This is a genomic window from Paraburkholderia phenoliruptrix (assembly GCF_902859825.1).
In the GTDB taxonomy this organism is placed as follows: Bacteria; Pseudomonadota; Gammaproteobacteria; order Burkholderiales; family Burkholderiaceae; genus Paraburkholderia; species Paraburkholderia phenoliruptrix.
Genome location: NZ_CADIKB010000003.1, coordinates 86,187 through 99,869, shown reverse-complemented (window position 1 = coordinate 99,869; position 13,683 = coordinate 86,187). Strand labels below are relative to the sequence as shown.

The window sequence follows — 13,683 nt, the reverse complement described above, 5'->3', positions numbered from 1 at the left end:
TGAGTTAAGTGCGGGAGACCGCTGCGAGCAGCTGGAGGGTAGATTAACTGGCGCTTATGCTAGATCGCCAGCCCCAACACCTGCATGGCGCGAAAATGGCGGAATTGTCAGGAAGCTTATCGTAAGGAAAAAGCGTTGCAGGGCGGCGCTGCCTTGCGCAAGCCGCCGCTTTTATTTCAATTGTCCTACACGTTTTCTGTGCGTTTTACTTTGCGAACAGAGACGACATGTCGGCAAACGCCTTGAATTCGAGCGCGTTGCCCGACGGGTCGAGGAAGAACATGGTCGCCTGCTCGCCCACTTCGCCCTTGAAACGCACATGCGGCTCGATGATGAAGTCGATGCCCGCTTTTTGCAGCTTGTCCGCAGCGGCCTGCCATTGCTCCATGGAAAGCACGGCGCCGAAGTGGCGCACCGGCACGGCGTCACCGTCGACCTTGCTCGTTTGTCTGTGTCCGACTTCGTCCGGCGCGAGGTGCGCGACGATCTGATGCCCGTAGAAATTGAAATCGACCCAATGCTCGGAACTGCGGCCTTCCGGGCAACCGAGCAGTTCGCCGTAGAACTCGCGCGCGGCGGCGAGGCTGTGAACGGGAAACGCCAGGTGGAACGGCGGCAGGACGGTGGTGGTGGTCGCGCTCATGACGATGGACTCGCTGTGGGTGCTCGATGGATGAATGACGGTGCTGTGACTGCAAAGTTTAACCACCAGTATAAATGATGGAAAGCGATATATATTTGAGCTGACCAACACGAAAATCGATCAATTGAAAACATGCTCGCCGAACTCAGAACCTTGATTGCCGTCAGCCAGTACGGCACGTTTTCCGCGGCGGGTGCACGCATCGGTCTCACCCAATCGGCGGTGAGCGCGCAGATGCAACGCCTCGAAGACGAACTGGGCTTTGCGCTTTTCGACCGCACGGGCCGCTCCGCGACGCTCAACGACGCGGGGCGCGAAACGCTCGCGCTTGCCGAGGAAATCATCGCGCTGTATGCGCGCCTCTCGGAACGCGGCGCGCTCGCAGCGGAGAGCGGCATGCTGCGCGTGGGCGCGATTGCATCGGCGCAAGTGTCGTTTCTCGCAGACGCCCTGGCGCGCTTTCGCGAGGACCGTCCAGGCTGGCGCATTCGCGTCGTGCCCGGCGTGTCGTTGAATCTGCTCGGACAGGTCGACTCTGGCGAACTCGATCTCGCAGTCATCATCAAACCGCCGTTCGCGCCGCCTTCGGAGCTGGAATGGCGCACGCTCGTGACCGAGCCCTTCGTGCTGCTCGTGCCGAAAGCGCTGGCGCGCGGCAAGCGCTCGTGGCGCGAGTTGCTGAAGAGCGAGCCGTTTATCCGTTACGACCGGACTTCGTTCGGCGGCCGGCTCGTCGACCGATTTCTGCGGCGCGCGCGGCTCAATGTCCACGAGGTGCTGGAGCTCGACGAATTGCAGGCGATCGTGCAACTGGTCGCGCGAGGCATCGGCATCGCCCTGATTCCCGACACGGCAGGCCTCGGCAAGTGGCCCGCCGGCGTCGCTGCCCTGTCGCTCGACGAGGCGACGTTTCATCGCGAGATCGGGCTGGTGCAGCGCCCGCGCCATAGCCGGCAAGCGGTGGCGGCGGCGCTCGCCGACTGCATCGGGAGCGCGGCACAGGCATGAGCCGCGGTCTGCCGGCAGCATGGGTGTCCCGCCAACTGCCGGCGCAGCACGATTGTGCCGATCAGCGCTTGCTCAACTGTATCTGTGCGCTCGTCCGCGCGCCGCGCACAATGGTGGTTCCCTGCCCGCCCGCGAGTCCGAGCCCATGACGCCCAGCGCTTTTCTCACCGCAGATGTCCTGATCGCCTACAGCGCCTACTTCGTCGGCACGGCAAGCCCCGGCCCAAGCAATCTGGCCATCATGTCTCTCGCAATGAGCGCGGGCCGCCGCGCGGCGCTCACGTTTGCGCTCGGCGTCGTGTCGGGCTCCTTTTTCTGGGCGCTGCTCGCGTCGCTAGGATTGTCGGCGGTGCTCGCCGCTTATTCGGGTTGCCTCGTCGCGATCAAGATCGCCGGCGGTCTGTATCTGCTGTGGCTCGGCGTCAAGTCGGCGCGCTCGGCGCTCGCGCCGGCCAGCTTGCCGGCGGGCCGCTCGCGTGAGGACGAACCGCTCAGGCGGCTCTATATGCGCGGCCTGCTGCTGCATCTCACGAACCCGAAAGCGATTCTGGTGTGGATGTCGATCGTGTCGCTTGCCATGTCGTCGGGGGGCAGCGGTGCCCATGCGGCGCACACCGCGCCCGTCGTGCTCGGCTGCATGTGCATCGGCGTGTCGGTGTTCAGCAGTTATGCGCTGCTGTTTTCGACGGCATCGGCGCGGCGCATTTACATGGCGGTCCGCCGCTGGCTCGACGGCTCGCTCGCCGTCATGTTCGGCATTGCCGGCCTCAAACTGCTGACGTCGAAAAATTAAACCGCCTCATTTGTCGGCCGGCTGCACGACCCCCGCTGCATGCAGCGCTTCGTGCAAGGTGCCGAAAATACAGCTTGCGCCGATAATCGGCGTAATGCCGTGCCGGTCCATGTCCGAGCGCAGATAGCGGTTCACGCGCGCGAACATCACCTTGATACCGCTCTGCTTCAGGAGGCCACACAGCTCGCCCACGGAGCGCGCCGCCGAATAGTCGAGGTCGGTAATTGCGCTCGCATCGATCACGAAGCAGCGCACTGTGCTCGGCGCATGGTCGATCAGGCTGCGCGTATCGTCGACAAAAAAATGGTCGTTCGCATAGAACAGGTCGGCGCCGAAGCGATAAACGATCAGCCCCGGCGCAGTCTGCGTGCCTGGAACCGCGGGCACCGGAATCCATAGGCCGTCGTCGCCGGGCGCGAGAATCATCGTATGCGGGCGATAGCTGTGGCGCACGTGACGCAGCAGCGACACGGCCACCGCAAGCAGAATGCCGTGCTCGACGCCGATCAGCACCACGGCCGCCGCGGTGGAGACGGCGAGCGCGAATTCCCCCGGACTTTCGCGGCGAATCGCAAAGAGCGTCCTGAGGTCCACCAGTCCGACTGCGATCGTGAAGACGATGCTGGCCAGAATGCAGCGCGGTAAATACTGCAAAAAGCGGCTGAAGAACAACAGCACCACGGCGACCACCGCTGCAAACACGATCTGCGCGAACTGGCTGCGGGTGCCCGCGCGGTCGGCCATGGCGGTCTGCGTCGGACTGCCGTTCACGACGAAGGCGCCCGACCACGCGGCGGCTGCGTTGGCCGCGGCGATGCCGAGCAGGTCCGTATTGGTGTCGGCCGCTTCATGATGCCGCTCGGCGAACACGCGGCTCGCCGCGGCGCTCTGCGCGACGATCATCACGAAACAGGAAGCGGCGACCGGCACGAGATCGAGCATCTGCTGCCAGGTGACGGACGGCATGCGCAGCGCCGGCAAGCCGCCTGTCACCGGACCCAGTACGGCAATGCCGTGCGCGGCGAAACCGTAGAGATCGCTCGCGGCAATGCCCCCCACCACAGCGATCAACGGCACGGGCAAGCGCGGCCAGACGCGTTTGAAAACCAGCACCGCGCTCACGACGAGCACGGAAATGGCCAGCGTCGGCACATTGAGCTGCGCCCAGTGGAGCGCGACGAGCACCAGCTGATCCGTCGTGCGCGCCGCGTGACCGGGCAAGCCCAGCATATCGCCCAGCATGGCGATGCCGACCTGCACGCCGACTCCGGCAAGAAAACCGACCAGCACCGTGCGCGACAGGAAGTCGGCGAGAAAGCCCAGCTTGAAAATGCGCGCGATCAGCAGCAGCGCGGCGGTCAGCAACGCGACCATCGCGGCGAGCGACGCATACTCGGCGCCCGAAACCGGCGCTATGGTCGACAGGCGGCTTGCGAAGATGGTGGCGGTGGCCGAATCGGCGGCAACGACGAGGTGTCGCGACGCGCCGAACAAGGCGAACGCGATAAGCGGCAGAAAGACAGTGTAAAGACCGGTAACGGCAGGCATGCCGGCAATGCGCGCGTAGCCGAGCACCTGCGGTATGTCCATTGACGCGAGCTGTACGCCCGCCAGCGCGTCGCGCATGGCGGCCGCGCGGTTCAACGGAAGCACGCCCTTCAGCACGCTCGCGCGCGCCGTCCAATTCGCCAGAAAGTCTCGCATACGCGATGCTGCCCCACGCTCAGGTAATCGCGCATCGTGCCGCGACACGGCACCTTCTGGCAAGGCCTGCGAATACGACCGCGACCGGCAATGCTGAAAGCCGGCAGCGGATCCTACGTGCCGGCTCGGCCCGAAATCGCGACGTTGAGAGTCAACGCTTGAAGTGGCCCGTCCGTGGATCGACATGCCGCGCAAAACCGAAAAGCGCCGCAATGCAGATCGGACAGGCGATGATGAAAACGGCCAACATCTCGCACCCCGTAACCATTTTTGTTACTGGGAAGTCTACGTCATAAGGGGGTGAATTAAATGAGGGAAAACCGCAAAGCACTGTTGCGGTCTATTACACGTGTGTCGCGCCGGTGCACGATAGTGGCGCATTTTAAGCGCTGAAACAGCGGGTAAACCTGATGACGGCGAGCAACGTGTGCAGGCCGGTGCGAACGGCAAACGCCTGTTTGAACACGCAAACGTTTTCCTGGCTTTTATCTCCAGGTGCGCACCGGCCTCGTCGAACTAGACCGCAAAGGCACCCCGATCGTAAGCGTCGCAATACGCTTTCCAGTCCGCCGCGACCTGTGCCGCGCACTCTGTCGCGAGCTCGATCAGCGGCGAGTGCCAGTCGGCGCGATAGCCGAACGCGATCATTTCATCGGCAATGGACGACTTCTGCCGGCCGCCGCTGCGCAAATGCGCCCATGCGCTCAACTCGGCCATGCTGCCGACCACTGCCTCGAGCCTCGGCAGTTTGCCGTCCCAATCCTGCAACGCGACGCGGTCTTCCGAAGGCTGCAGGCTGCGCAGCACATACGAGCGCTGATTGAAGTCCACCGCGTGCAAAAACGCCTGCGAAACCGCCTGATTTCGCCGCTGAATCTCGACGACGCGCTCCGCTTCGGTTCGCCATGCGGGCTGCGGCGTGCACACATGCGGCGCGACCGAAGAAGGCAGCGCTTCTTTCAGATCGAGCAGATAGTTGCCGTCCGGCGAGCCCTTGCCTTCGACGAGAATCACATAACGGTCGACGCCGAGGCTTCCCGTTCCCGCGATGCGACGCGCGACGTCGAGCACGCGATAAAAATCCGGATCGCTTTCGCCGGCAGCGAACTGCTGCATGAACTGCGTGACCGCGGCGCGCCGTTCATCGCTCACGGGCAGTGCTTTCTTGCCGTCCACCTTGAGCGTGCGCGTCTTGCCCTTGAGCGTGGTGCGGCGGTCCAGATGCGCGGCGCGCGTGCGGCTCGCCAATGCATCGAACAGGTCGCGCACCATACCGGACGACGTCTCGCGCTCGACCCAGCGCGCCTTGCCGAAAGCGAGCGCCGCGCCATACGCCTCCACCGCCGTATGACAGAGCGCCAGCGCCTGCGCGCGGCTCAGCTTGAGATCGGCGGCACCGGCCAGCACGCTGGTGAGCAAACGCGCCAGTTCGGCGAGGTTCGGCGCAAGGCACGCCTCGTCGAAATCGTTGTTGTCGAAATAGACGAGTCCGTTGTCCGCCTTGTAGCTGCCGAAGTTTTCCAGATGCATGTCGCCGCAGATCCACACGGGCGGCGCGTCGTCGAGCACGCCGGCTCGCGGCAGGCGCTCGTAAAACAGATGACACGTGCCGCGCAGGAATACGAAAGGCGACGTGCGCATCGCCTTGTATTTCATGGCGAGCCGTTCGGGATCGCGCCCGGCGTTAAAGCGGGCGATAGTCTCGGCAACGTCGATCATGTGAGGTTCCTTGCAGGCGCCCTGTTGCGCCATCGAACTGCGGCTTGCGGTACGCTCGCGCGGCTACGCCATGGTAGCGCCGAACTTCTTACGATACGCCCCCGGGCTCGTCAGCGCGATGCGCCTGAAGTGGCGCCGCAGCGATTCTTCGGAGCCGAAGCCGGCGAGTTGCGCGACGCGCGCCATCGGCAGAGGATTCGGCGCCTCCAGCAACTCCCGCGCGACGGCCACGCGCTCGCGCACCAGCCATTCATACGGCGCCATGCCTGTCGCGTCACGAAACTGCCGCTGCAGCGTGCGCGGACTCATCGCGGCGCGCTCGGCGAGCGAGCGCAGCGTGTGCGGCAACGCGGGATGACTGCGCACCCAGTCCATGAGTCTCGCGAGGCGCCCACTTTCGTCGTGGGACATGGGGCGCGGCACGAACTGCGCCTGACCGCCCTCGCGATGCGGCGGCACGACGAGCCGCTGCGCGACGCGGTTTGCCACCGCGCTGCCGTGATCGCGGCGCACGAGATGCAGCAGCATGTCGAGCCCCGCCGCCGATCCCGCCGACGTGATGATCTGCTGCTCGTCGATATAGAGCGCGTTTGGCTGCACGCGCAGATTCGGATAGCGCGCCTGCAATTTCGCCGCATAACGCCAGTGCGTGGTGACCGTCTTGCCGTCGAGCACACCGGCTGCCGCGAGTACAAACACGCCCGAGCAGATCGAGCACAGGCGCGCACCGCGTTTGTACGCGGCGCGAATCTTTTTCAGCAGCGGTTCGGGCGGCATTTCGTCGGCATCGCGCCAGCCGGGTATCACGATGGTGTCCGCGCGATCCAGCAGCCTGAGCGTGTACGGCGCCGCAAGCGTGATACCGCCGGCCGCACGAATCGGCCCGGCCTCCGCCGCGCAGACGCCGAAGCGATACCAGTTCACGCCGAGCTCCGGGCGTTCGAGCGCGAACAACTCCGTTACGCAGCCGAATTCGAACGTGCAGAGCCGGTCGTAGGCCAGCGCGACGACAAGATGATTGTGCATGGCGTGATGTTACCGAAGATTGTCGATTGCGCCACTTATCCGGTGCGGACCCAGGCGACACAATGAGCGGCCTGAATCGCAAAACGACCCTCATCTCACGCACACGCTAGTTCACGGAGGTCTCATCATGTCTGAGCTCGGCACTACAAGCGCCATAACGCCCCTAAGCACCATCAACGCGGCCAGCACCGCCAACGCCGTCACGGCCGTGCCCGCCGCGCCCAGCGCCGCGGCGATCGCCCACTTCGAAGCCCAGTTTCAATTCGAAACCGATTGCGCCGATGTATTCGCCGCATTGCAAAGCGGCACGCCGGGCTTCGTGCTGCTCGACGTGCGCAGCCCGGCACACTTCGCGGCCGGCCACGTGCCGGGCGCGCTCAACCTGCCGCACGGCAAGATCGTCGAGTCGAAGCTTTCCGGCTATCCCGTCGGTACGCTTTTCGTCACTTATTGCGCCGGTCCGCATTGCAACGGCGCGGCACGCGGCGCGCTCCGCCTCGCGCGGCTTGGACGCCCCGTCAAGCTGATGGCGGGCGGCGTCACTGGATGGCTCGACGAAGGATATACGCTGAGCTCGGTCGAGCCGGAGGAAAATCGCTAGCCATTTTGTCAGGTCTGAAGGAACCGTGACCATCCGCTCGCGCGCCGTCGCACATCGGCACGCCGCGCGGGTATGCTTACTGCTCCATTGCGGCAGTGGACCGCAATGCGTCACAGCCTGTTGCACGCGATCACGGAGAAAACACCATGCGCCTTGATGATGAAGTGGAAAGCCAGAACGTCGAAGACCGGCGCGGCGGCGGCGGCGGGATGCGGGTCGGCGGCGGCATCGGCATTGGAACGATCATTATCGCGCTGGCCGCGTCGTACTTCTTCGGCATTAATCCGATGACCATCATCAACGGCGCGCAGGTGCTGCAAGGCAACGCGCCCCAGGCCACCGCGCCGACCAACGCGCGCCCCGAGGACGCCGGCAGTCACTTCGTGCGCCGCGTGCTCGGCAACACGGAGCGGACCTGGCAACACATTTTCCGCACGCAGTTCAATCAGGACTACCCGGCGCCCAAGCTCGTCCTGTTCAGCGATGCCACGCCCACCGCTTGCGGCACGGGTCAGTCCGCGATGGGGCCGTTCTACTGTCCGCCCGACCGCACCGTTTATATCGATCTGTCGTTTTACCGCGAGTTGCGCGACCGCTTCGGCGCAAGCGGCGACTTCGCCCAGGCCTATGTAATCGCACACGAGGTCGGGCACCACGTGCAGAACGTGCTCGGCATCTCGGACAAATACGAAGCCGCGCGGGCGCGCATGTCGCAGGCACGCGGCAACGCGTTGTCCGTACGCCTCGAGTTGCAGGCCGACTGTTTCGCGGGCGTGTGGGCGGCAGTCGCGCAGCAGCAGAACGCGAAGCTGATGGAGCCCGGCGACTTCGAGCAAGGACTGAACGCCGCAGGCGCGATCGGCGACGACCGGTTGCAGCGGCAATCGCAAGGGCGCGTCGTGCCGGAAGCATTCACGCACGGCACGAGCGAGCAGCGCCAGCGGTGGCTCAAGCGCGGCATGACGACGGGCGACATCCGCCAATGCGATACCTTTTCGGCGCAGTCGCTATGATGCTGATGTCGCGCGACTGCCTGCGGCCGGCACCGTCAGCCAATCGCTAACATATTGAAATTCAATTAAATAAAAGCGCTGAAGTGTCGATAACAAGTTCAACCGCGTCTCCCTCGCGGTTGGACCTGACATGCAGAGCTCATATAATCCCTGGCTGGTGGCGATGTCGTTTGTCGTCGCGTCGCTCGCGTCGTACACGGCACTCGATCTGACCGGCCGCATCTACGTGCTGGCGTCGCCGCGGTTGCGGCAGGTCTGGCGCATGGGCGGTGCGCTGGCGCTCGGCGTCGGCATCTGGTCGATGCACTTCGTGGCCATGCTCGCGTTTTCGCTGCCGATTCCGCTCGGCTACGATTTCGCCGACACCGCCTATTCGCTCGCGCTCGCCATTGGCGCCTCTTATCTCGCCCTGTGCCTGACCACGCACACACAGCTGACGGCCGCGCGCCTTGTCGGCGGCGGTGCGTTCATGGGCCTCGGCATCGCGGGCATGCACTATAGCGGCATGGCCGCGTTGCGCATGTCGCCCAGCATCAGCTATCGACCGGCGTGGTTCGCGGCCTCGCTCGCCATTGCGATCGGCGCCTCCAGCGCCGCGCTGTGGATGGCGCGCGCGCTCAGCAACGACGACGCGCGCCATGTGCTGCGCAAGCGCTTCGGCGCCGCGCTCGTGATGGCGATTGCCATCAGCGGCATGCATTACGTGGCCATGGCCGCGGCCGAATTTGCACCCGGCGCGATCTGCGGGGCCGCCGCCGGTGTGAATGCCGCGTGGCTCGCCACCTCTGTGATCCTGTTCACCTTCGCGATTCTGATCGTCACGCTGCTGCTGTCGCGATTCGATGCACGCACAAGCTTTCTCGTCGGCGCCGTGTCGAAGCTCAACGGGCAGATCGTGCGGCTCGCCACGCTCGACACGCTCACCGGACTGCCGAACCGCGCCACGCTGACCGAGCGCATCGAGCGGGCCATTCATGCGGCGCGGCGCCAGCGGTCGCTGTTCGCAATCCTCTTCATGGATCTCGACGGCTTCAAAACGATCAACGACTCGCTCGGTCATTCCGCCGGCGATCAGGTGCTCGCCGCGTTCGCGCAGCGTCTTCTGATCTGCGTGCGCGCGGGCGACACGGTGGCGCGCCTCGGCGGCGACGAGTTCGTGGTGCTCTCCGAGAACCTCGCTTCGCGCACGGATGCGGCGGCGCTCGCAGAAGGCGTGCTTGAGCGCATGCGGCGCGACACGTGGGCCGATTCGCAACCGCTGCAGGTGATGCCGAGCATCGGCATCGCGCTCTTTCCCGAGGACGGCGATAGCGTGGACACGCTGCTCAAACACGCGGACGCCGCGATGTACGAAGCGAAGCGCGCGGGCCGCAGCACCTACCGTTTCTTCGAGCGGCGCATGAACGAAGCCGCGACGCGCACGCTGCAAATCCAGAACGCGTTGCGCGAGGCGCTCGCCGAGCGTCATTTCACGCTGCATTTCCAGCCCAAATTCGACGGCAAAAGCGAGACGCTCGCGGGCGCGGAGGCGCTGATCCGCTTGCATCATCCGCAACTCGGCACGCTGGCGCCGCTCGAGTTCATTCCGATTGCCGAGCGCTCGGGGCAGATCGTGCAGATCGGCTACTGGGTTTTGCGCGAGGCGTGCCGGCAGATCCGCCGCTGGATCGCGCAAGGCCTGCCGCCCATCAAGGTGGCGATCAATCTGTCGCCGCGGCAGCTCCTGCAGGCCGACCTCGTGCCGACCATGCTCGACATCGTCAACGCAGAGGGCGTGCGCTGCGAGCAGATCATGTTCGAAATTACGGAGACAGTGGCCATGCAGGACGCCGCCAGAACGATCGAGATGCTCCGCGAATTTCAGGCAAGCGGCTTTGAGATCGCCATCGACGATTTCGGCACCGGCTATTCGAGCCTCGCGTATCTGCAGCGCTTTCGCGTGAAGCAACTGAAGATCGACCGCTTCTTCACGAATGGCCTTGACGCCCACGGCGAGGAAGGCAGCGCGATCGTGTCCGCGATCATCGCGCTCGCGCATTCGCTGGAAATGGATGTGGTGGCCGAAGGCGTGGAAACCGAGTCGCAACTGCACATGCTGAAGGCCATGCGGTGCGACGAGATGCAAGGCTTCCTGCTCGGCAAGCCGCTCACTGCGGAAGCCTTCGGGGATTTGTTACGAGGACAGACCCTGACGGCGGACGCCTGCTGACGCTTTATGCGGACGTTCTGTGCGGACGTTCTATGCCGATGCGGCGGCGCAATGTCCGACAGCGCCGCGCCGTCTGCGCGTCGCACTCCGTGCGCGCAGGTCCTGCCCCGCTCAGGCAAACGTGGCCGCACAGTAGTACGGTTCAACAATAAACAATAAACGCTGCACAGGTGCTGGAGACTTCATGAGATTCGATGTAGCGACGTTCACCTCGTTGTGCCTGATCACGTTTCTGTGCTGCGCGCTGATCGCCACCGTGCTTTCGCGGATGTTCGCGCAAGTCGGCGCATTCCGCCTCTGGGCGGCCGCGTTTTATCTGCTCGCCGCGGCCTCCGCCTGTTTCGCGCTGCGTTCGGCGTGGCGCACCGATTTTCTCCTCTTCGCCACCGCGGCGTTCGCGCTGCAAAGCCGCATCCTGATCTGGGCCGGCACGCGGGCATTATTCGGTGTGCCGATGGCATGGCGTACCGCGGTTATCGTCACGTGCGCGTTCTGTGTGCTGTATGGCGGCGCGCTGCTACTCGAGCTGCCCATGTTGCCGCGCGCCGTGCTGCTCGCGCTGTTCTTCGCGCCTTATCGCGCGGCCACGCTGTACGAAGTGTGCCGCCGGCGCCGTCCGCATCTCGGCATGGCACGCACCGTCGTCGCAATCGGCGCGACGATCGCCACGCTGGGTGCAATCGTACCGCTCACGCTGGTGCTGCTCGACCACGCCAATCTCGCCCTGCTGATCGGCAATCCGCGGACCACGTCCGCGGTCTACGCCGTGGTGTTCGCCGGGGATGTCCTGCTCGCAAGCGGGCTCATCGTGCTGGCCTTCAAACTGCTGATTCTCGAACGCGACATGCTCGCGACGCTGGACCGCAGCGCCAGCGAACGGCTCGCCCTCGCGCGGAATTCGCGGACCAGTCTGGGCTCGGCAACGGCTCGCGAGCCTCTGCCGCGCCACGACGAACCAAGCCAACGCCGGTCGCTGCCGGGCATGGTATGAGCGGGATCCGGCGTCATTGAGCCTTATTCGCGGGCAGGATCGACCATCGACGTAAGCGGCACAGGTGCTTCCGCTCCCTCCCGACGCGTGAGCTTGCCGTCCACCGAGGCGCCGCAATCCATGCGCAGTTGCTGATAGTAGATGTTGCCCGTGACATGCGCGTTGGCTTGCAGTTCGACGAAGTGATCGGCAATGACGTCGCCGACGATCTTGCCGTTGATCACGACGTCGTAGCCGTGCACGTTACCTTCGATCGAACCGCGATCGCTCAGCACAAGCAGTGTCTGGCTGCCGGACTCGCCGCTGACGTTGCCCTTGACGTGACCGTCCAGTCGCAGGCCGTTTGTGAACTGGAGGTCGCCTGTCACGCGCACGTCGTGCGCGATCAGAGTGGCAAGCTTCGACTGCCGGATGCCTGCGGATTTTTTCTTGCTGAACATAAATACTCCGAAAATAAAACGTGTCGAGCGAACCTAGCGCCGCGCCGCCCGGCTCTGGCCGCGCAGGAACTGCAATTCGTCGTTGAGCCGCGCAACCTCAGCCGCGGCGCTGTCCGCTGTCTTCTGCACCGCCGCGCGCGCCGCCGACTCCTCAGCCAAGGCAAACCGCACGCGGGCCAGTTCGGCCTGCTCGGCACTCTTGTCGACGGGAACAGGCAGGCATTGTGCGAGCGGCAGGCCGGCGCGCCATGCCTCGCCGATCAGCACTGCCGCGGCGCCGCCCAGCGCGCTCAAGATGCCGACCAGCGCCCATACCGCCACGCGAACGCGTAGGCGACGCACTGGCGCGAGCGCGTAAGCGCGACGCGTCAGGGCACATGCGTCGCGATAAAAAAACCGGTTAGTCATGCGAACGAGTGTCGAAAAGCGCAAGGTAGGCAGCTGGATCGACGGGCGCGCCGTTGACCAGTACTTCGAAATGGAGATGCGGGCCGGTCGAGCGTCCGCTAGAGCCGACGTCCGCGAGGTATTGGCGCGGCAGCACGAGATCGCCGGCATGCACCACGATGCGCGACGCGTGGCCGTAGCGCGTCATGAGTCCATTGCCGTGATCGATTTCGACTGCGTTGCCGTAGCCGGACTTCTCGCCCGCAAGCACCACGCGGCCGCCTGCCGCGGCCAGAATCGGCGTGCCCGTCTTCGCGACGAGGTCGAGGCCCGGATGAAAACTCAGCCGATGCGTGAAGGGATCCGTGCGGTTGCCGAATGGCGAGCCGAAGCGCGCGCCGTCGGCGGGCATGCGGCCGGGGAACGCGGCGTAAGCGACCGCATGCGCGAGGGTTTGTTGCTCGAGCGCGCCCAGCGTGGCCGCGATGCAGTCCACTTGCTCGCCGGTGCGCGTCACGTCGGGGCGGGCGCCGAAGCGCGACGTGCGGCCCGTGCCGCCCGTGCAGCGGCGTGGCGGCAAGGCGGGGCCGCCCTCGCCTTCGCTATCGGTCGCGGACGTATCGCCGCTGGAAGCGGGCAGCGCCGGTGAAGCGGACGGAACGGACGGCACCGACGGCGCCGCGGCAGGCGCGCGCGGCGCCGGCCGTGGCGGATTCAGCCGTGCTTCGAAATCGCGCAGCGCATCGACCTGCGCGGTGAGGCGCGCAATGCGCGGCTCGATCTGCGCGACCGAAGCGTCGAGCTTACCGAGCTGGTCGATTGCATAATCGCGCTCGATGCGGTTTGCGGTTTGCATGCCGGAGGCGTCGCGTGCGGACCAATGCAGGCCGATCGCAATGCCCGCGGCGAGCGCAAGCACCGCAGCAAGCAGCGCGGCGGCAAGCGCAAGGGTCGTCGCAGAACGGCGCGTGACGAGGCCCACGGAACCGCTGGCGAGCCGGGCGCGCGCTCGAAACGTGGACCCCATCAGCGTGCTCCGGCGCGCGCGCTGCGTGCAGCGCGCCGCAGGCGGCACGCGGCCGGCACATGGACGGCGAACAAGGATCCGATCAACTCAACTGACTGCATGCGGCGTGAGCCGGACCCATG

Annotated in this window: 13 protein-coding genes; 6 read left to right on the top strand and 7 right to left on the bottom strand. The window is 65.2% G+C overall.

Going from position 1 to position 13,683, the window contains the following annotated elements; translation table 11 throughout:
* Nucleotides 1-205: 205 nt before the first annotated feature.
* Nucleotides 206-643, bottom strand: coding sequence for a VOC family protein (locus HV711_RS05090; protein WP_013591766.1), 438 nt, complete (start codon nucleotides 641-643; stop codon nucleotides 206-208).
* Between the two features lie 132 nt (nucleotides 644-775).
* Here HV711_RS05090 and HV711_RS05085 point away from each other — a divergent pair, with 132 nt between their 5' ends.
* Together HV711_RS05085 and HV711_RS05080 are read left to right on the top strand one after the other, a co-directional pair.
* The gene (locus HV711_RS05085) at nucleotides 776-1,651 is read left to right on the top strand and encodes a LysR family transcriptional regulator (RefSeq protein ID WP_035478044.1); all 876 of its coding nucleotides are present in this window, start codon (nucleotides 776-778) and stop codon (nucleotides 1,649-1,651) included.
* 145 nt (nucleotides 1,652-1,796) lie between these two features.
* Nucleotides 1,797-2,444, top strand: a complete 648-nt coding sequence (locus HV711_RS05080; RefSeq protein ID WP_035478043.1) for a LysE family translocator — start codon at nucleotides 1,797-1,799, stop codon at nucleotides 2,442-2,444.
* A gap of 6 nt (nucleotides 2,445-2,450) precedes the next feature.
* Here the strand turns inward: HV711_RS05080 and HV711_RS05075 are convergent, their stop codons facing one another.
* From HV711_RS05075 to ftrA, 3 genes are all read right to left on the bottom strand, one after another.
* Nucleotides 2,451-4,148 carry a SulP family inorganic anion transporter gene (locus tag HV711_RS05075; protein WP_035478042.1) on the bottom strand — a complete coding sequence of 566 codons (1,698 nt, stop codon included), beginning with the start codon at nucleotides 4,146-4,148 and terminating at the stop codon, nucleotides 2,451-2,453.
* A gap of 516 nt (nucleotides 4,149-4,664) precedes the next feature.
* Nucleotides 4,665-5,867, bottom strand: a complete 1,203-nt coding sequence (locus HV711_RS05070; RefSeq protein WP_035478040.1) for a DUF2252 domain-containing protein — start codon at nucleotides 5,865-5,867, stop codon at nucleotides 4,665-4,667.
* A gap of 63 nt (nucleotides 5,868-5,930) precedes the next feature.
* Nucleotides 5,931-6,893 (bottom strand): transcriptional regulator FtrA, encoded by a 963-nt coding sequence (ftrA, locus tag HV711_RS05065; protein WP_035478036.1) that lies wholly within the window; start codon nucleotides 6,891-6,893, stop codon nucleotides 5,931-5,933.
* A gap of 127 nt (nucleotides 6,894-7,020) precedes the next feature.
* Between ftrA and HV711_RS05060 the strand changes: the two genes are divergently transcribed.
* The 4 genes from HV711_RS05060 (at nucleotide 7,021) to HV711_RS05045 (ending at nucleotide 11,707) form a co-directional block, all read left to right on the top strand.
* Complete coding sequence (locus HV711_RS05060) at nucleotides 7,021-7,494, top strand: rhodanese-like domain-containing protein (RefSeq protein WP_051223930.1); 474 nt, start codon at nucleotides 7,021-7,023, stop codon at nucleotides 7,492-7,494.
* A 146-nt stretch (nucleotides 7,495-7,640) separates the two neighbouring features.
* The gene (gene ypfJ, locus HV711_RS05055) at nucleotides 7,641-8,507 is read left to right on the top strand and encodes a KPN_02809 family neutral zinc metallopeptidase (RefSeq protein WP_035478033.1); all 867 of its coding nucleotides are present in this window, start codon (nucleotides 7,641-7,643) and stop codon (nucleotides 8,505-8,507) included.
* Nucleotides 8,508-8,637: 130 nt separating this feature from the next.
* Nucleotides 8,638-10,716, top strand: a complete 2,079-nt coding sequence (locus HV711_RS05050; protein ID WP_035478029.1) for a putative bifunctional diguanylate cyclase/phosphodiesterase — start codon at nucleotides 8,638-8,640, stop codon at nucleotides 10,714-10,716.
* Nucleotides 10,717-10,900: 184 nt separating this feature from the next.
* Nucleotides 10,901-11,707: a hypothetical protein gene (locus HV711_RS05045; protein WP_035478026.1), complete on the top strand. Its 807-nt coding sequence runs from the start codon at nucleotides 10,901-10,903 to the stop codon at nucleotides 11,705-11,707.
* A 23-nt stretch (nucleotides 11,708-11,730) separates the two neighbouring features.
* On the opposite strand, the gene HV711_RS05040 is transcribed toward HV711_RS05045, so the two are convergent.
* From HV711_RS05040 to HV711_RS05030, 3 genes are all read right to left on the bottom strand, one after another.
* Entirely contained in the window at nucleotides 11,731-12,147 is a 417-nt protein-coding gene (locus HV711_RS05040; RefSeq protein ID WP_013591756.1) for a bactofilin family protein, read from the bottom strand.
* A gap of 33 nt (nucleotides 12,148-12,180) precedes the next feature.
* On the bottom strand, nucleotides 12,181-12,468 hold the full coding sequence (locus HV711_RS05035) for a hypothetical protein (RefSeq protein WP_309586299.1): 288 nt from the start codon (nucleotides 12,466-12,468) through the stop codon (nucleotides 12,181-12,183).
* A 79-nt stretch (nucleotides 12,469-12,547) separates the two neighbouring features.
* The gene (locus HV711_RS05030; protein ID WP_035478020.1) at nucleotides 12,548-13,561 is read right to left on the bottom strand and encodes a M23 family metallopeptidase; all 1,014 of its coding nucleotides are present in this window, start codon (nucleotides 13,559-13,561) and stop codon (nucleotides 12,548-12,550) included.
* Nucleotides 13,562-13,683 lie beyond the last annotated feature (122 nt).

Coding starts and splice junctions, on each gene's coding strand:
- HV711_RS05045 (WP_035478026.1), top strand. CDS start 10,901: ATGAGATTCGATGTAGCGACGTTCACCTCGTTGTGCCTGATCACGTTT.
- HV711_RS05080 (WP_035478043.1), top strand. CDS start 1,797: ATGACGCCCAGCGCTTTTCTCACCGCAGATGTCCTGATCGCCTACAGC.
- HV711_RS05085 (WP_035478044.1), top strand. CDS start 776: ATGCTCGCCGAACTCAGAACCTTGATTGCCGTCAGCCAGTACGGCACG.
- ypfJ (WP_035478033.1), top strand. CDS start 7,641: ATGCGCCTTGATGATGAAGTGGAAAGCCAGAACGTCGAAGACCGGCGC.
- ftrA (WP_035478036.1), bottom strand. CDS start 6,893: ATGCACAATCATCTTGTCGTCGCGCTGGCCTACGACCGGCTCTGCACG.
- HV711_RS05060 (WP_051223930.1), top strand. CDS start 7,021: ATGTCTGAGCTCGGCACTACAAGCGCCATAACGCCCCTAAGCACCATC.
- HV711_RS05075 (WP_035478042.1), bottom strand. CDS start 4,148: ATGCGAGACTTTCTGGCGAATTGGACGGCGCGCGCGAGCGTGCTGAAG.
- HV711_RS05030 (WP_035478020.1), bottom strand. CDS start 13,561: ATGGGGTCCACGTTTCGAGCGCGCGCCCGGCTCGCCAGCGGTTCCGTG.
- HV711_RS05090 (WP_013591766.1), bottom strand. CDS start 643: ATGAGCGCGACCACCACCACCGTCCTGCCGCCGTTCCACCTGGCGTTT.
- HV711_RS05040 (WP_013591756.1), bottom strand. CDS start 12,147: ATGTTCAGCAAGAAAAAATCCGCAGGCATCCGGCAGTCGAAGCTTGCC.
- HV711_RS05050 (WP_035478029.1), top strand. CDS start 8,638: ATGCAGAGCTCATATAATCCCTGGCTGGTGGCGATGTCGTTTGTCGTC.
- HV711_RS05070 (WP_035478040.1), bottom strand. CDS start 5,867: ATGATCGACGTTGCCGAGACTATCGCCCGCTTTAACGCCGGGCGCGAT.